Raw genomic sequence first — 15771 nt, 5'->3', positions numbered from 1 at the left:
GATGTGGGCTATACCGTTTGCAAATTATTCAACCGCAGGGGGTGAGCCGCATAATTCGCCGCATCTGATGTCGAGTCGCTTGCCGATGCCGACATGAGTTCACACCTGAACGAAATCGGAGATCTTATAATGCGTAAACTTGCACTGATTACACTAACTTCCTTGTTTGCCGTCGCCGCCCTGCCCGCAAACGCTACTTTGGCAGACCGAAAATCCGACGAAACCCATTTCGAAAACGCAGAGCTTGCCCCTTATAGCGGCCACATGGTGATTCGTGGGGAGATTCAGGAGCGCGAAATCAAAGGCAGCGAGGCAGAACCCGCACCTTACAGCGGTCAAATGGTTATCCGTGGCGAGGTACAAACCTCAAGCCACGGCTAAACCCACCTATTTCATTTGCGTCTTGGCACCAGGGAGGGTGCGTTTTACGTTGATTGGATACCCAGAGCGGCGTTGGCCGCATCCCGAACCTCCCGGTAACGGTCCGGGCTGGCAATCAGCGTCTCCAGATCCTGTTCCGGGAATATCTTCTTCAGCTTTGCAACGGCTGTCTCTCTGGCAAGCAGCTCCGGAAACATTTGTTCCAGGGCACGCAACATTACCTCGGGTGATACCGATGCGCCAGGCGAAGCGCCCAACAGGGTACCGTAGCTTTTGTCTGTTGAAACAATGATTTCAGTGCCCATTTGCAGATCACCGTCTTTGATGATCTGAACACGCTGACCGGCCTCAACCGGCTTCCAGTTGAAGCGGGTGCTCAAGCCGGGGGCAAACTTCTCGAGCGATTCCAGCATACTCCTTTCACCTTTAAAGGTTTCCGACACCAGATACTTCACCAGCGGGAAATGCTCCATCGCTACATTCAAAAGCCCGGGTATATCGTGCAGGCGCATTGCCATCAGATAATCCAGAAGCCCCCGCCCTTTTTCCAGAACAGGTTTGAAGGACGCAAAGGGGCCAAACAGCAGGTAATGGCGCCCGTCAGCAACCCGAAGATCCAGATGCGGCACAGACATGGGTGGCGCGCCGACTTCCGCTTTGCCGTAGGTTTTCGCCCGATACTGTTCGGCCTGCTCTTCGGTGATTTCAGCCTGCAGAAAACGCCCGCCGACCGGAAAGCCGGTGAATCGCTTCGCAAACGGAAGGTGGCTCTTCTTGAGGATTGGGAAGGCTCCGCCGCCAGCCCCGACGAATAACGCATCCGCCTTGTACTGCACGGGCTTGCCCCGGCTCTGGGTTTCCACCAGCCAGCTCCCGGCCGGGCTGCGATGTACGCGCTGCACGTGTACGCCATACTCAATTTTCACGCCTAGGTTATTCACCGCGTAAGAAGCCATCTGCTCGGTCAGCGCGCCGAAGTTAACGTCGGTGCCGGTTTCAATAACCGTGGCGGCCATCTTCTCATGCCGTGGCCGCCCCTCCATCGTGTAAGGAATCCAGCGTTCAATCTCTTCAGAGTCGTCGGAGAACCGCATCTGCTCGAAGAAGTGGTGGGCCGACATTTCCTTGAATCGCAGTTTCAGTTCCTCAATGGACGGCTCTGACACCAGCGTGCAGTGTTTTGTCTGGTTAATGAACGTTTTCGGATCTTTGATCGCGCCATTTTCAACCAGGTAGGCCCAGAATTGCTTGGCCACATTGAACTGGGCATGGATTTTCAGCGCCTTGTCTACCGAAATCACCTCTCCGTCTACCGGGGTGTAGTTCAGCTCACAGTTGGCTTCGTGCCCGGTCCCGGCGTTATTAAACGCCCAGGAATTGCCTGCTCCCGGGCCATCCAGCCGTTCGAGAATCGTGATGTCCAGTTCGGGAGCCAGTTCTTTCGCCAGTGTGGCAAACGTGGTTCCCATGATACCTGCACCGATGATGATCACACTCATAATGGTTTATCCGCCGGAGTCTGTTTGTGTAAACGGTTTAATAGGGTGTTTGCGAAGACGTTAGCACGCTTCCGCCGGGCACGGAAAACCTGCCTGCCAGAACGGGCTGGATAAAATACCCGGTCAAGGGGTACCCGAGCCCTGCAGTTTACGTTAAGGTAAAGATTGTCTTGGTGTGATCCTCACCGGATTGCGCCAGGTTGTCTACAATGACATGAACGGCACGCCCAAAAGGCGCGCTTTGTTTCCTCAGGCCAACATCCCAGGAAGAGGACTATGACAACAACAAAATCAACCGTTGTATATTCTCCCTCGTTTACTGACGGCGCGGAATTCCGCATTCCCACGTTCAAGCTTTTGAAGCAGGACGGCAAGCTCTACAAGAGCGCCAGAGAGCCGGATCTCGGCAAAGAAAAAGCGCTCAAAATCTATCGGGCCATGCTCACCACCCGAATACTCGATGAACGAATGCTGGCGGCTCAGCGCCAGGGTCGTCTGAGCTTTTATATGCAATGCACCGGGGAGGAAGCCGCGGTGGTCGGCAGCACCGCCGCGTTGGATGACGCCGACATGATCATGGCCCAGTACCGCGAACAGGGCGCCCTCGCCTACCGGGGCTTCAGCATCGATGAATTCATGAATCAGCTGTTCGGCAACGAGCTCGATTACGGTAAGGGGCGACAGATGCCCGTGCATTACGGCTCCAAAGAGCTGAATTACATGACTATCTCATCACCCCTCGCTACCCAGATTCCCCAGGCTACCGGGTACGCCTACGGCCAGAAACTGGCGGGCGACGGCCACTGCACCATCACCTATTTTGGTGAAGGTGCGGCTTCTGAGGGGGATTTTCATGCGGCTCTGAATATGGCCGCTGTGCATCGTGTGCCTGTCATCTTCCTTTGCAGGAACAACGGCTACGCGATTTCCACACCCGCAGCGGAGCAGTTCGCGGCGGACGGTGTGGCGCCAAGGGCTTATGGCTACAAAATGGATGTCATTCGCGTAGACGGTAATGATGTGCTGGCCATGTATGAAGCCACCAAGGCCGCCCGAGGCCTGGCGGTGGAGCACAACCGCCCGGTTTTGATTGAAGCCATGAGTTACCGGCTGGCCGCTCACTCTTCCTCCGACGATCCCTCTGGCTACCGCAGCAAAGATGAGGAAGCGGTCTGGCGCGAGAAAGACCCGATTCTGCGAATGCGCCTGTGGCTTGAAAGCAAGAAATGGTGGAGTGAAGACGACGAAAAGGAGTTTCAGGAAACCATGCGCCGGGAAGTGCTCGAAACCATGAAGCGTGCTCAGAAGCGGCCGCCCCCTGCCCTCGATACGTTGGTTTCTGATGTCTATGACGAAGTGCCGCCTGTGCTGGCTGAGCAGTTTGAAAAACTGAAAGCCCACATCCGTCGACATCCCGATGAGTATCCAAAGAGCGCCAGCCACGCCAAAGGGGGAGCGTGAAATGACAACAATGAATATGCTCCAGGCCATCAACAATGCCCTGGATACCGCGATGGCGGCGAACGAAAAGGTCTTGTGCTTCGGCGAAGACGTAGGTGTGTTTGGCGGCGTCTTCCGGGCGACCAGTAATCTTCAGCAGAAATACGGCAAATCCCGGTGCTTTAACACGCCACTGGTAGAGCAAGGCATTATCGGCTTTGCCAATGGTCTCGCTGCCCAGGGCTCCGTGCCCGTGGCGGAAATTCAGTTCGCTGACTACATTTTCCCGGCCTTCGACCAGATCGTGAACGAATCGGCGAAGTTCCGCTATCGTTCCGGCAACCTCTTTAACGTCGGCGGCCTGACCATTCGCGCGCCCTATGGCGGCGGCATTGCCGGCGGCCTGTACCACTCGCAATCGCCGGAAGCTTATTTTGCCCACACACCGGGCCTGAAGATTGTAGTGCCTCGTAACCCGCACCAGGCCAAGGGGCTGTTGCTGGCCGCCATTCACGACCCCAACCCGGTGTTGTTTTTTGAACCCAAGCGCCTGTATCGGGCCTCGGTTGGCGAGGTGCCCGATGAGGACTACCGCCTGCCCCTGGGTGAAGCCGAAATCATCAAAGAAGGTACCGATGTGACGGTTCTCGGCTGGGGTGCCCAAATGGAAGTCATTGACCAGGCGGTTGAGCGCGCAGAAAAAGAAGGTATTTCATGTGAAGTAATCGATCTTAGATCCATCCTGCCCTGGGACGTAGAAACCGTGGCCAGGTCTGTGTTCAAAACCGGGCGCCTGGTTGTGACGCACGAAGCCCCCCTCACCGGCGGCTTTGCCAGCGAAATCGCAGCAACCATTCAGGCACGCTGTTTCCTGTACCTGGAATCTCCCATTGCGAGGGTTACCGGGATGGACACGCCCTTCCCCCTGGTGCTGGAAAAAGAGCACTTGCCCAATCACCTGAAGGTCTACGAGGCCATCAGGGAAAGCGTGGAATTCTAGGCGGATATCAGGACAGGAGAACAACAATGAGTGATTTTATTCTGCCCGATATCGGCGAAGGTATCGTGGAGTGTGAGCTGGTTAAATGGCTGGTGGCTGAGGGTGATGTAATCGAAGAGGATCAGCCGGTGGCCGAAGTGATGACCGATAAAGCGTTGGTGGAGATTCCCGCACCCTACAAGGGGCGCGTGACCCGCCTGTACCATAAGGAAGGCGACATCGCGAAAGTGCACGCGCCGCTGTTTGAGTTGGTCGAAGAAAGCAACGATGGCGTTGCGCAGGCGCAAGCCGGCACCGAAGATGCATCGCAGGTAGACATTGCGCCGGAAACGGAAGCCTCGCCGGAACCCGCACACAGCGGGGAAGATAATGCGACCGAGGACTTTATTTTGCCGGACATCGGTGAAGGCATTGTCGAGTGCGAGGTGGTCGAATGGCGCGTGGCCGAAGGCGATGAGATTGAAGAAGATCAGCCGGTTGTGGACGTGATGACCGACAAAGCCATGGTTGAAATCACCGCGCCCAAAGCCGGGCGCATTACCAGGCTCTACCACGGGCAGCAATCCATGGCGCGGGTGCATTCACCGCTGTTTGCCTTCATCCCGCGGGATCGTGAAGACGCCCCTCAGCCACAGGCCGAATCCAGGCCGTCGGCGGACACCACGCCGGCAAAAACCGCACCGGTGACAACCGGCAACCGCCCCCGGATTCCGGCGAGCCCCGCGGTTCGCCGGCTGGTACGCGAGCACGAACTGAACCTGAGTGACATTCCCGGTTCCGGCAAGGACGGCAGGGTGCTGAAAGCCGATGTTCTGGCGCACCTGGAGCAGCCCAAAGCCGATTCCAGCACTACTGATCGTCAGGCTGAACGCAGCGCGGCGTCTCGCCGCCACGCCGAAGCCGATCAACACGTGCGCGTGGAACCGATCAAAGGCATGAAAGCCGCTATGGCCAAGGCGATGGTGCAGTCGGCTACCACCATTCCTCACTTTATCTACAGTGAGGATATTGATGTGACCGACTTGCTCAAGCTGCGGGAACAGCTGAAGCCGGAGGCCGAAGCCAAGGGTACAAGGCTGACGCTGATGCCGTTCTTTATGAAAGCCATGGCTCTGGCAATCCAGGAATATCCGGTGCTGAATAGCCGGTTAAACCAGGATGTTACCGAAATCCACTACCTGCCCCACTGCAACATCGGTATGGCCGTGGATGGCAAGGCCGGGTTGGTGGTGCCCAACATCAAGCACGTTGAGCAGCGAACCCTGCTGGGCATCGCCGAAGAAATCGCGCGGCTGACAGAGGCCGCACGCTCCGGCCGGGTCAGCCCGGACGATCTCAAAGACGGCACCATCACCATTTCCAATATTGGTGCGCTGGGCGGCACCTACGCCGCGCCTATCATTAACGCACCGGAAGTGGCAATTGTCGCCCTGGGCCGCACCCAGAAGCTGCCGCGATTCAATGCGGACGGACAGGTAGTGGAGCGGGCGATCATGACCATCAGCTGGGCCGGCGATCACCGGATTATTGATGGCGGCACCATTGCACGGTTCTGCAATCTCTGGAAGCACTGTCTGGAGAACCCCCAGACCATGCTGTTGCAAATGGGCTAATGGGTCGTGATGGAGCAGGAAAAACACCTTCAGCAATTCTACATACCGGAAGAGCAGTCGATTTACCTGCTCAGCCACGACGATGCCAAAAAGCTCAAGGACTGGGTGGCGCTCTGCGTCGCTCAGCTCCGCCAACTGGGCTATCGCGATGTCGAACTGATTGGCAAAGGTGCCTATGGCTTTGTGTTTTCCGGCCGGTTTCCGGGGCTGGACACGCCGGGGCCGGAGCACGTTTTCAAGTTCACTCGCATCAACTTGCCCCAGCATTTGCAGGATCGTCTGGAAGACGAAGCCTTTATTCTGGAGCAGGTCCACCACCCCAGGGTGCCGCGGCTCATTGCGTTTCAGCGCGCCAATAACCAGCCGATCCTGGTGATGGAGCGGGCCGCCGGACTCAATCTGGAGGAGTTCTCACTGCAACAGGGGCGACTGAAGCCCCGGCTCATTATGCGCATCGCTGACCAGCTTGCCGATATTCTGCGCTGTCTGCGGCAGGAAAATGGCCCGGCCGGGCGCCCCATTGTTCACGGTGACATCAAGCCCTCCAACCTGGTGTTCGATGCCCGCACCGAAAATGTTGCCCTGATTGACTGGGGATCCTCCGTGTTCGCTCAGCTGGATGCAAACCAGCAGTTTGTCACCTCAAATGTCATGGAGCTGATGTCAGACAACCTGCAGCAGACGAATGCCCGTTTGGGAGACGTCTACTTTATCGGTGAAGAACAACTCAACGGCGGGCTTTCCTCCCCCAGATTTGATGAACAGGGCGCGGCAGGTACCCTGTACGCCCTCGCCTCTGCGCAATCCTGCCGGTTCGGTCATCGCGCCATTCCGGCTACTGCGCTGGGGCTGCCCATGGAATTTGCGCGAATGCTTGATGGTATGCTGTCGCCTGATCCCGAGACCCGCCGCAGGGCGGGTGATTACTACTTACGAGAGATGCCACGAATGGCACGCACGGTCATGCTTGACCTGCCGGCGCAGCCTGCCATTTCCCAGGTACCGGTATGGGTGCGGGCATCCGGACAGGAAATCGATACCGTTGTGTACAGCTCCCGAAAGTCGTTTCTGCGGGAAGAAGGTGCGCCGGAAACCCTGAGTGATGTAAACGACGTGCAACTGGACCGCTACTACAAGAACTTCATGCAGGGTATGGGCGAAACTGAAAAAGCCTTCCTGGCGGCCGTCAGCCGGCTCGGCCGCTACCCGGTTGAGGGTGGCCTGGCAGTGCACTGGGAGGCCGACGGGGTCTATATTGATACCTCTTTAAACCTGCATGATCCGGCTCTGAAATCAGCCTTCGTCCAGGCCGTCAATAACATGGTGTACCTGGCCCAGGCCATCTACCGGAAAGGCATATTCAAGAGTTGTCTGTTCAACGCGCGCAACACCCTGCACATTGATCGTGAGGACCCCGGCCAGCCGTTCCGGGTCTCGCCGGGCATGAGCCTGCATTACGAGGTTAGTGCGGCGCCCGAGGTGGACGACGAGAGCCGCATACACTCCTACTTCGAGGACGGGCCGGATCCGGACGAGTTCCTGGTGTTGCCGGAAACCATTATTCGGGCCCTGGAGCGGCTGAACGACATTCACCATACCGGCATGATTATCTTCGAGGCCCTGCCCCGGCATCTCAAAATCCACAGCCACTACCGGCTGCTCGACCCGGAACGGGAAACGGAATTCCGGGCGCTGCTGGATGAGATCCTCTCCGCTGTGGAGCAGATAACCGGGCTTGGTGTGTCTGGCTACATGAAAATGCCCTACAAAGACACCCGGTTCTTCCCCCATATCGAGCGGTTACCTGATCGCTTCTATCCCCGGAATCCCAGGATGGCTAGCTCTTCAGGCTGAGCTTCAGCATCAGAATGCGATTCGAGCGCCAATCACGGCAAACCAGTTTTATGGTTTGGCAGGCAACGGCTTCCGGGCTCACATCGTGCTCTGACGGCACCCGGGCAACCTGTTCTCGGCCCCACCTGAGCCTGGCCAAGTTGTTAACCACTTCCTGTGCGGGCCTGGCCTTCCCTGATACGCTGACGCTACTTGGTAACAATATGTAAACAAGAATGCCAGCCCGCCTGCGGAGGGACTCGCCATGAAACGCCCAGCAACACTCGAACGCCGGAAAGCGTCATTTCAAAGGCTCGCTCTCGCCTGCAGCCTTGTCATCTGGGGAACTGCCGAAGCCTCGGCACCCGTGCACACGGTTTTTTCCGCTGAAAACGCGCTCTATGGTGCCGGTTACGATATCGGAAAAGCCGATGGCTGGATCGACGCGGAACTCCGGGCAGGTCTTCGACAATATCAATCAGAGCATCCCGGGCTCTCGCCCAGTGGAAATCTCGACGCCGGCACACTTGAATCCCTCGGCATTGAGTCGGTTTCCGCTGTCACCATCAAGGGCAATACGCTGGCTTCCAGGGCTGAAACCCGGGCTCAACTGGGGCTCAAGGAAACCTCCAGGCCTCCAGAGCGTGCGGTTATCGTTGCGGTTCCGCCAGTCGATAAGGCACCGGATGACGCACAGCCCAAGCAATCGGCGGCAAAATCTGATGCTGAACCGGCCACGGAATCGGCCCCTCCCACGGTCGCTGTCGAGACAACTCCAGCGCTGCCTTCCGATGATATCGTCACGACTGAAGGTCGTGAAATCGCCAAAAATCAAGATAATAGAGACGATATCTCAATTGAATTATCAGAGTCTAACCCCGGCCCTCAGGAGCCGGTGAAGCCCGAGATGCTCCCAAAAACCACAGCGTCAGAAACGGCCAGCCAGGAAGAGCTGCTCGCCCGGCTGCCTGACGAGCCCACGGCGTCGGGCCCTGCGGCGCCTCTCGCCGTTGCGGGCGAACAGGATGTATCAAAGGACAAAGACGAGGCCCGTCCTGAAAGCAGCGGCGGCTTCTTCTCCTGGTTGTTTGATTTCTTCTTCGGCTGGATGGCCTGATCTTGACCGCGGCAGGGTCAGTCCTGCCGCTGCATACGCTCTACATCCGCTTTTGCATCCCTCAGGAAGGACTCAACCGTCTCTCCAGGCAATAACAGTTGCTGCTCAATCATGGAGTCGCGCCAGTCAGAGGCCTCGAAAATGCAGCGGTACTCGCTCGGAAACTCGACGTACAAACGCTTGAAGTACTCGCGGGCCAACACCTTGTTGGGCACCTTGCGGCGGGACTGCAGTACCGCCATGTTGTAGAGTGCACCGGCCCGGATCTTACGGGGCTGGCTCTCGTCCTGGTAAATGCTGTCAAGCCGCCCAAGCACTTCGTTCAGGCCGGTCAAGCGATACTCTTTCAGAATCTCGGCGGCAGACTCCATCACTCGATCCTCCCCATGCGTGCAAGGCGAATTCGAGTGATCCTCAACGTAGCGATCAACCGCTCTCTCAACCTCATGTCGATGTTTGTGGTCCTGTTTTTGCTCGTACACGAAGCCTGTGCCTACGCCTGTGGCAATGGTCCCGGGCATACAGCCACCGGCCAGGCCTGCACCAAGCCCGATGAAGGCCGACAGTAGCGCTGCTTTGAGAGATTGCGAGTTTGTCATCTGGTCATCCCTGATGGAGTGGTATACGTAGGTTACAATCTGATTGTATTGAGTAACACAAGGTAACGGCACTCGAGCGCCAGATCCGTGATCCTTGTTCTAAAACTGGAAAAGGAGTGTACAAATGGCGAATACCAAAGCTTACGCCGCGACAGCCCCGGATTCCGGCCTCGCACCCTATCCGATCGAGCGCCGCGAACTCAGGGCAGACGATGTGGCCATCGAAATTGATTACTGCGGTGTCTGTCACAGTGACCTCCATACAGTTGAAAATGACTGGGGCGGCTCGAACTATCCGGTTATTCCGGGTCATGAAATTGTCGGCCGCGTGACTGCCGTTGGCCCCGACGTTCGCGGCTACAAGGCGGGTGATCTGGTTGGGGTTGGCTGCATGGTGGACAGCTGTCGCGCCTGCTCCGCGTGTGAGACCGGCCTTGAGCAATACTGCATCGAAGGCTCGACCATGACTTACGGTAGCCTGGACCGGCATGACGGCTCCGTTACCCACGGCGGCTATTCCGAGCGTATCGTCGTCAGCGAGCGATTCGTCGTGCGGGTGCCGGAAAAGCTCGATCCTGCCAGCGCAGCGCCAATTCTGTGCGCAGGCATTACCACCTACTCCCCGCTCAAGCATTTCAAGGTCGGCAAAGGCCACAAAGTGGGTGTGCTTGGCATGGGCGGTCTCGGTCACATGGGGGTAAAACTCGCCAAAGCACTGGGGGCTGAAGTCACCATATTTACCCGCTCGGAAGCCAAAGTGGCTGAAGCCAAAAAACAGGGCGCAGACCACGTCATCATTTCCACCGACAAAGATCAGATGAAGGCAGCAGCGGATTCCTTCGACTTTCTGCTAGACACCATCCCGGTCGCCCACGACCTCAACCCGTACCTGAAGTGTCTGAAATATGACGGCACCCATATTCTGGTGGGCCTGCTGACTCCGGTAGAACCGGCTCTGCAGGCAGGGCTGCTGGTAACAAAACGTCGCGTGGTTGCCGGCTCGCTGATCGGCGGTATGCCTGAGACGCAGGAGGTACTGGATTTCTGTGCCGAACATGACATTACCTGTGACATCGAAATGCTCGACATCCAGAACATTAACGAAGCCTACAAACGCATGAAAAAGGGCGACGTTAAATACCGTTTTGTGATTGATATGAAGTCGCTGAAAGGCGAATAACGTTTAGCGGGGCCGGCAATCTGGCCGGCCTCGCCCGAAAACGCCGGGGTAAAGAAATTTCGCCCCGGCGGTCTTTGACAATCCGCTAATAACCAATCCGGTTGCAAAGGGTTAGCATGGGTCTATCGTTACCTTACAGACCACTGGAATTTGTCCATGACCTTTGCGCGCATCGCCGGAACCGGTTCCTACCTGCCGGACAACATCGTTACCAACCGCGACCTGGAGCAACGGGTAGACACCTCTGACCAGTGGATTCGCGAACGAACCGGTATCGAGCAACGGCACATAGCCCTCCCGGGGCAAACCACCGTCGACCTGGCCGAACAGGCAGCGTTAAAAGCAATCGAAGCGGCGGGCATTCAGGCAACTGACATAGACCTCATTATTGTTGCCACAACCACCCCGGATAAAGTATTCCCCAGCTGTGCCTGCATCCTGCAAGCCCGGTTGGGCATTCAGGGCTGTCCCGCGTTTGACATTCAGGCGGTCTGCAGCGGCTTTGTTTATGCGCTGGGTACGGCAGAGAAATTTATTCGCACGGGGTCAAGCAAAAAGGCCCTGGTCATCGGCGCCGAGGTTTTTTCCCGCATTCTTAACTGGGAAGATCGTGCCACCTGCGTGCTCTTTGGCGACGGTGCCGGGGCGGTCGTGCTGGAGGCAAGTGAAGAGACCGGCATACTCTCCACGCATCTGCATGCCGATGGCCGGTACGAGGAGCTTCTGCACGTTCCCTGCGGCATCGCCAATGATTTCGATGAGGTAAAAGCGGGCAAGGCCTTTGTAGAAATGAAGGGCAACGAAGTGTTCAAGGTGGCCGTAAATACCCTGGGGCGGATTGTTGATGAGACCCTCGAAGCCAATTCCATGCAAAAGTCCGACATTGACTGGCTGGTTCCGCACCAGGCTAACCTGCGGATTATTGCCGCCACAGCCCGCAAACTGGAGATGCCAATGGATCAGGTGGTTATGACCGTTAACCGACACGGCAACACCTCGGCCGCCTCGATTCCCCTCGCGCTGGACGAAGCCGTTCGTGACGGCCGTATCCAGCGGGGCCAGGTTGTGCTCCTTGAGGCCTTCGGTGGCGGCTTTACCTGGGGGTCCGCGCTGTTGCGTTACTGATCCCTTGCTATATTCTCAAAAAGACTTTCAATATTTATTTTTAATATTTTTAGTTCTTAAAACCTTTTGTTAGATTGCTCCTCAGATTGGAAACCATATTCTGAGGAGTACCGTATGAAGCAACTGTTCAAGGGAATCGCACTCGGCGCCGCCCTGCTCTCCGCGCAACCCGCCCTGGCGGCAGACCGGGAGTTGCTCAACACCTCCTACGACATTGCCCGGGAACTGTTCGCCGCCTACAACGACCAATTCAAGGTTCACTGGCTTGAAAAAACCGGTGAGACTGTGGAAATCAAACAATCCCACGCCGGTTCCTCAAAGCAGGCGCAAGCGATTATTCAGGGGTTGAAAGCCGATGTAGCAACCTTCAACCAGGTCACCGACATCGACATTCTGCACCAGCGCGGTCGTCTCATTCCGGAAGACTGGGCAGACCGTCTGCCAAACAACAGTTCACCCTACTACTCGACCATGGCATTCCTTGTTCGCGAGGGTAATCCCAAAAACATCCAGAACTGGGACGACCTGGTACGTGAAGACGTCCAGTTGGTGATGCCCAACCCGAAAACCTCTGGCAACGGCCGTTACACCTACCTGGCCGCCCTCGGTTATGCCCAGGACCAGTTTGGCGACGACCAGGAAAAGATTGACCAGTTCATGGCCAGCCTGCTCGGCCAGGTGCGGGTGTTCGACAGCGGCGGTCGGGGTGCCACTACCACGTTTGTGGAACGCGGCATTGGTGACGTGCTTCTGACGTTCGAATCCGAAGTCCTGAACATCGCCGACCGCTTTGAAAATGCAGAATACGTGGCGGTCACCCCGAAAGTCAGCTTTCTGGCCGAGTTCCCGGTAACCTGGATTGATGATTACGTTGAGCAGAACGGCACGGCGGAACTGGCGAAGGAATACCTGGAACACCTTTACAGCGAAGAGTCCCAGCGACTGCTGGCCGGCTTCAACTACCGCGTTCACAACGACACGGTGAAAGCAGAAACGGCTGACCGCTTCCCTTCACTGAAACTGCTCTCCATCGACGAAATTGCCGGTGGCTGGGAAAACGCCATGGGCACGCATTTCAGCAGTGGTGGCAAGCTTGACCAGTTGCAGCGGCGCCGGTAAGGCAGGTAATGGCTACCTCCGCTCAAGCAGGCGTCGCCCCCGTGCGGCGCCTCGGTCGTCGTAACAAACGGGTTTTGCCGGGGTTCGGTCTGAGCCTCGGCATTTCCCTTTTTTTTGTCAGCTTGGTTCTGCTACTGCCGATGACCGGGCTGGTGGTTGAAACCTCGGGCATGACCTGGGATCAGTTCTGGTTCACCATCACCGACCCCCGAGTGGTTGAGTCTTACAAGGTCACGTTGTGGACGGCCCTGGCCGCCTCCCTGTTCAATGGCCTGTTCGGTCTGTTGCTCGCCTGGGTCCTGGTTCGCTACAAGTTCCCGGGTAAACGGCTGATAGACGCCGTTGTCGACCTGCCCTTTGCATTGCCCACCGCAGTGGCAGGCATCACTCTGGCGACACTGTTTTCCCAGAACGGCTGGTACGGCCAATGGCTGGCCAAAATCGGGCTGGAGGTCGCCTTTACCCCGCTGGGCGTTGTTGTTGCCATGGCTTTTACCAGCATTCCGTTCGTGGTGCGTACCGTTCAACCGGTACTGGAGGAACTCTCACCGGCCGATGAAGAGGCGGCGGTCAGCCTTGGCGCTTCCGACAGTCGCGTTTTTCGTAAGGTTATTTTTCCCTCTTTGTGGCCGGCACTGGTGACCGGAGTGGCTTTGTCGTTCACCCGAAGCCTCGGGGAGTTTGGCGCGATCATCTTTATCGCAGGCAACACCCCGTACGTCAGTGAGGTAACCAGCCTGATGATCTTTATCCGACTTCAGGAATACGATTACGCCGCCGCCAGCGCCATTGCCTCTCTGGTTCTTCTGGTATCTCTGGTGCTGCTGTTTTCGATCAACCTCTGGCAAGGCCGGTATTTGCGCCGGCTGGAGGGACGCTAGATGGCAGCGCACAACCGCCGGATTGGCGATCAACCCTGGGTGCGTAACAGCCTGATCGGCCTGGCCCTGTTGCTGACACTGGTTATCCTGGTCATTCCCGTCGTTATTATTTTCACCGAGGCTCTGGGGGCTGGCTGGAGCACGTTCACCGAAAATGTGCTGAACCAGTATACGCTGGATGCCATTGGCCTGACGCTGTTTGTCGCGTTACTCACCGTGCCGCTGAACCTGGTGTTCGGCACCGCCCTGGCCTGGTCAGTCACCCGCTTCCGTTTTCCCGGGAGGAAACTACTGATCACGCTGATCGACATTCCATTTGCTGTTTCGCCGGTAGTGGCCGGTTTGCTGTACCTGTTGCTCTATGGTCGTAACGGCTGGCTTGGTGGCTGGTTAAGCGAATACGACGTTCAGCTGATGTTCGCCTGGCCAGGCATCGTAATGGTTACCGTTTTCGTAACCTGCCCGTTTGTGGCCCGTGAATTGATCCCGTTAATGCAACAACAGGGCAGCGAAGAGGAAGAGGCCGGCGTGGTGCTGGGCGCATCCGGCTGGCGGATTTTCCGGAAAATTACGTTACCCAACATCAAGTGGGCCCTGATCTACGGAGTCGTTCTGACCAACGCACGTGCCGTTGGCGAATTTGGTGCAGTATCAGTGGTTTCAGGGAATATTCGCGGAGAAACCAATACGTTACCGCTTCATGTTGAACTACTTTATCAGGATTACAATATCGTCGGAGCCTTCGCCAGCGCCTCTTTACTGGCGGGCATTGCCATTCTGACCCTGATTGCCAAGGCGCTCGTGGAGTGGCGTCAGTCCCGAGCCGAACACGAGACGCCGACAGAAGGAGGTGCGTGACATGAGTATCACCATTGATCAGATCAACAAAAGTTTCGGGCGTTTCAAGGCCCTGAACAATGTGTCTCTGGACATTCCCGAGGGTCAACTCACCGCCCTGCTCGGCCCCTCGGGTTCGGGGAAAACCACTCTGCTGAGAATTATTGCAGGCCTCGAGTCGTCAGACGCAGGTCGCATACTCTTTGGTAGCGACGATGTCAGCCAACTGCACGTTCGGGACCGAAATATCGGTTTTGTGTTCCAGCATTATGCGCTGTTCAGGCATCTGACCGTGGCCGAAAACATTGCGTTCGGCCTGGAGTCTCTTCCCAGGAAGCAGCGTCCGTCAAAGTCTGAAATCCGACAGCGTGTCGAAAAACTGTTAGAAATGATCCAGCTCCCCGAGCTCGCCAAACGTTACCCTGCCCAGCTTTCCGGCGGACAGAAGCAGCGAGTGGCCCTGGCGCGGGCCCTGGCGACCCAGCCCCGCATCCTGTTACTGGACGAGCCGTTCGGGGCGCTCGATGCCAAGGTCAGGAAAGACCTGCGCCGGTGGCTGCGAGCGTTGCACGACGAGTACCATTTCACCAGTATTTTCGTTACCCACGACCAGGAGGAAGCGCTCGAACTGTCCGATCAGGTTGTGGTGATGAGCCAGGGCAAGGTTGAACAGGTCAACTCTCCCACGGGCCTGTACGCGCACCCTGAGAGTCGGTTTGTTTTCGATTTTCTCGGGCACGTGAATGTCCTGCCCGGCGTGATCAAAAGCCAGAAGCTGGTTCAGGGCGACGCCTGGGTTTCACTGCCTGGCGCCCGTCAAGATGAGGAGGCGCAGCTGTATTTACGGCCCCATGAGGTAGCACTGGCGCGATCACCCTCTGCCATGGCACGTCTGCCGTTGCGAATCAGCGCCATCAGCCTGATCGGTTCAGAAGTACGGCTCGAGCTGGCGCCGGAAGGCTGGCAGAGCGATGAGGTCTGGGAAGTGGGCATGAGCCATGCGGAATTCGCCCGCCAGAATCCTGTCCGCGGCGAGCTGTGGTTTGCCGTGCCAGACGTTGGCCACCTGTTTCTCGCTGATGATTCCCGGCCGAGAACCATCAACTGGAAATACAGCGAAGCGGCCAACGCCAGCAATATGTAACCG

General features: G+C 57.2%; 14 protein-coding genes. 12 read left to right on the top strand and 2 right to left on the bottom strand.

The features are described from left to right. Positions 1-129 precede the first annotated feature (129 nt). A complete protein-coding gene (locus ACP2AU_RS00320) occupies positions 130-381 on the top strand; it encodes a hypothetical protein (protein WP_426373776.1) in 252 nt (83 codons plus the stop codon). A gap of 44 nt (positions 382-425) precedes the next feature. Here the strand turns inward: ACP2AU_RS00320 and ACP2AU_RS00315 are convergent, their stop codons facing one another. Beyond that, the gene (locus ACP2AU_RS00315; RefSeq protein ID WP_426373775.1) at positions 426-1880 is read right to left on the bottom strand and encodes a malate:quinone oxidoreductase; all 1455 of its coding nucleotides are present in this window, start codon (positions 1878-1880) and stop codon (positions 426-428) included. A 276-nt stretch (positions 1881-2156) separates the two neighbouring features. On the opposite strand from ACP2AU_RS00315, the gene ACP2AU_RS00310 reads away from it, so the two are divergent. From ACP2AU_RS00310 to ACP2AU_RS00290, 5 genes are all read left to right on the top strand, one after another. Then, positions 2157-3341: a thiamine pyrophosphate-dependent dehydrogenase E1 component subunit alpha gene (locus ACP2AU_RS00310; protein WP_426373774.1), complete on the top strand. Its 1185-nt coding sequence runs from the start codon at positions 2157-2159 to the stop codon at positions 3339-3341. A 1-nt stretch (position 3342) separates the two neighbouring features. Continuing rightward, positions 3343-4320: an alpha-ketoacid dehydrogenase subunit beta gene (locus ACP2AU_RS00305; protein WP_426373773.1), complete on the top strand. Its 978-nt coding sequence runs from the start codon at positions 3343-3345 to the stop codon at positions 4318-4320. Between the two features lie 26 nt (positions 4321-4346). Then, a complete protein-coding gene (locus ACP2AU_RS00300; RefSeq protein WP_426373772.1) occupies positions 4347-5933 on the top strand; it encodes a dihydrolipoyllysine-residue acetyltransferase in 1587 nt (528 codons plus the stop codon). A 9-nt stretch (positions 5934-5942) separates the two neighbouring features. Then, positions 5943-7787, top strand: a complete 1845-nt coding sequence (locus ACP2AU_RS00295) for a protein kinase domain-containing protein (RefSeq protein ID WP_426374405.1) — start codon at positions 5943-5945, stop codon at positions 7785-7787. A gap of 244 nt (positions 7788-8031) precedes the next feature. Then, positions 8032-8883, top strand: coding sequence for a peptidoglycan-binding protein (locus ACP2AU_RS00290; protein WP_426373771.1), 852 nt, complete (start codon positions 8032-8034; stop codon positions 8881-8883). Between the two features lie 17 nt (positions 8884-8900). Here ACP2AU_RS00290 and ACP2AU_RS00285 read toward each other — a convergent pair whose 3' ends face one another. Beyond that, a complete protein-coding gene (locus ACP2AU_RS00285) occupies positions 8901-9482 on the bottom strand; it encodes a hypothetical protein (RefSeq protein WP_426373770.1) in 582 nt (193 codons plus the stop codon). A 124-nt stretch (positions 9483-9606) separates the two neighbouring features. Between ACP2AU_RS00285 and ACP2AU_RS00280 the strand changes: the two genes are divergently transcribed. From ACP2AU_RS00280 to ACP2AU_RS00255, 6 genes are all read left to right on the top strand, one after another. Next, a complete protein-coding gene (locus ACP2AU_RS00280) occupies positions 9607-10662 on the top strand; it encodes an NAD(P)-dependent alcohol dehydrogenase (RefSeq protein WP_426373769.1) in 1056 nt (351 codons plus the stop codon). 156 nt (positions 10663-10818) lie between these two features. Beyond that, positions 10819-11787, top strand: coding sequence for a beta-ketoacyl-ACP synthase III (locus tag ACP2AU_RS00275; RefSeq protein ID WP_426373768.1), 969 nt, complete (start codon positions 10819-10821; stop codon positions 11785-11787). A gap of 114 nt (positions 11788-11901) precedes the next feature. Then, a complete protein-coding gene (gene cysP / locus ACP2AU_RS00270) occupies positions 11902-12906 on the top strand; it encodes a thiosulfate ABC transporter substrate-binding protein CysP (protein ID WP_426373767.1) in 1005 nt (334 codons plus the stop codon). Positions 12907-12914: 8 nt separating this feature from the next. After that, on the top strand, positions 12915-13787 hold the full coding sequence (gene cysT, locus ACP2AU_RS00265) for a sulfate/thiosulfate ABC transporter permease CysT (RefSeq protein WP_426373766.1): 873 nt from the start codon (positions 12915-12917) through the stop codon (positions 13785-13787). Next, positions 13788-14645: a sulfate ABC transporter permease subunit CysW gene (cysW, locus tag ACP2AU_RS00260; protein WP_426373765.1), complete on the top strand. Its 858-nt coding sequence runs from the start codon at positions 13788-13790 to the stop codon at positions 14643-14645. 1 nt (position 14646) lies between these two features. Further along, entirely contained in the window at positions 14647-15768 is a 1122-nt protein-coding gene (locus tag ACP2AU_RS00255; RefSeq protein WP_426373764.1) for a sulfate/molybdate ABC transporter ATP-binding protein, read from the top strand. Positions 15769-15771 lie beyond the last annotated feature (3 nt).

The sequence above is a fragment of the Marinobacter sp. VGCF2001 genome, from assembly GCF_049943275.1.
Lineage (GTDB): Bacteria > Pseudomonadota > Gammaproteobacteria > Pseudomonadales > Oleiphilaceae > Marinobacter.
The sequence above is the reverse complement of the archived record's forward strand: the minus strand, read 5'-3'. Positions and strand labels throughout refer to the sequence as shown.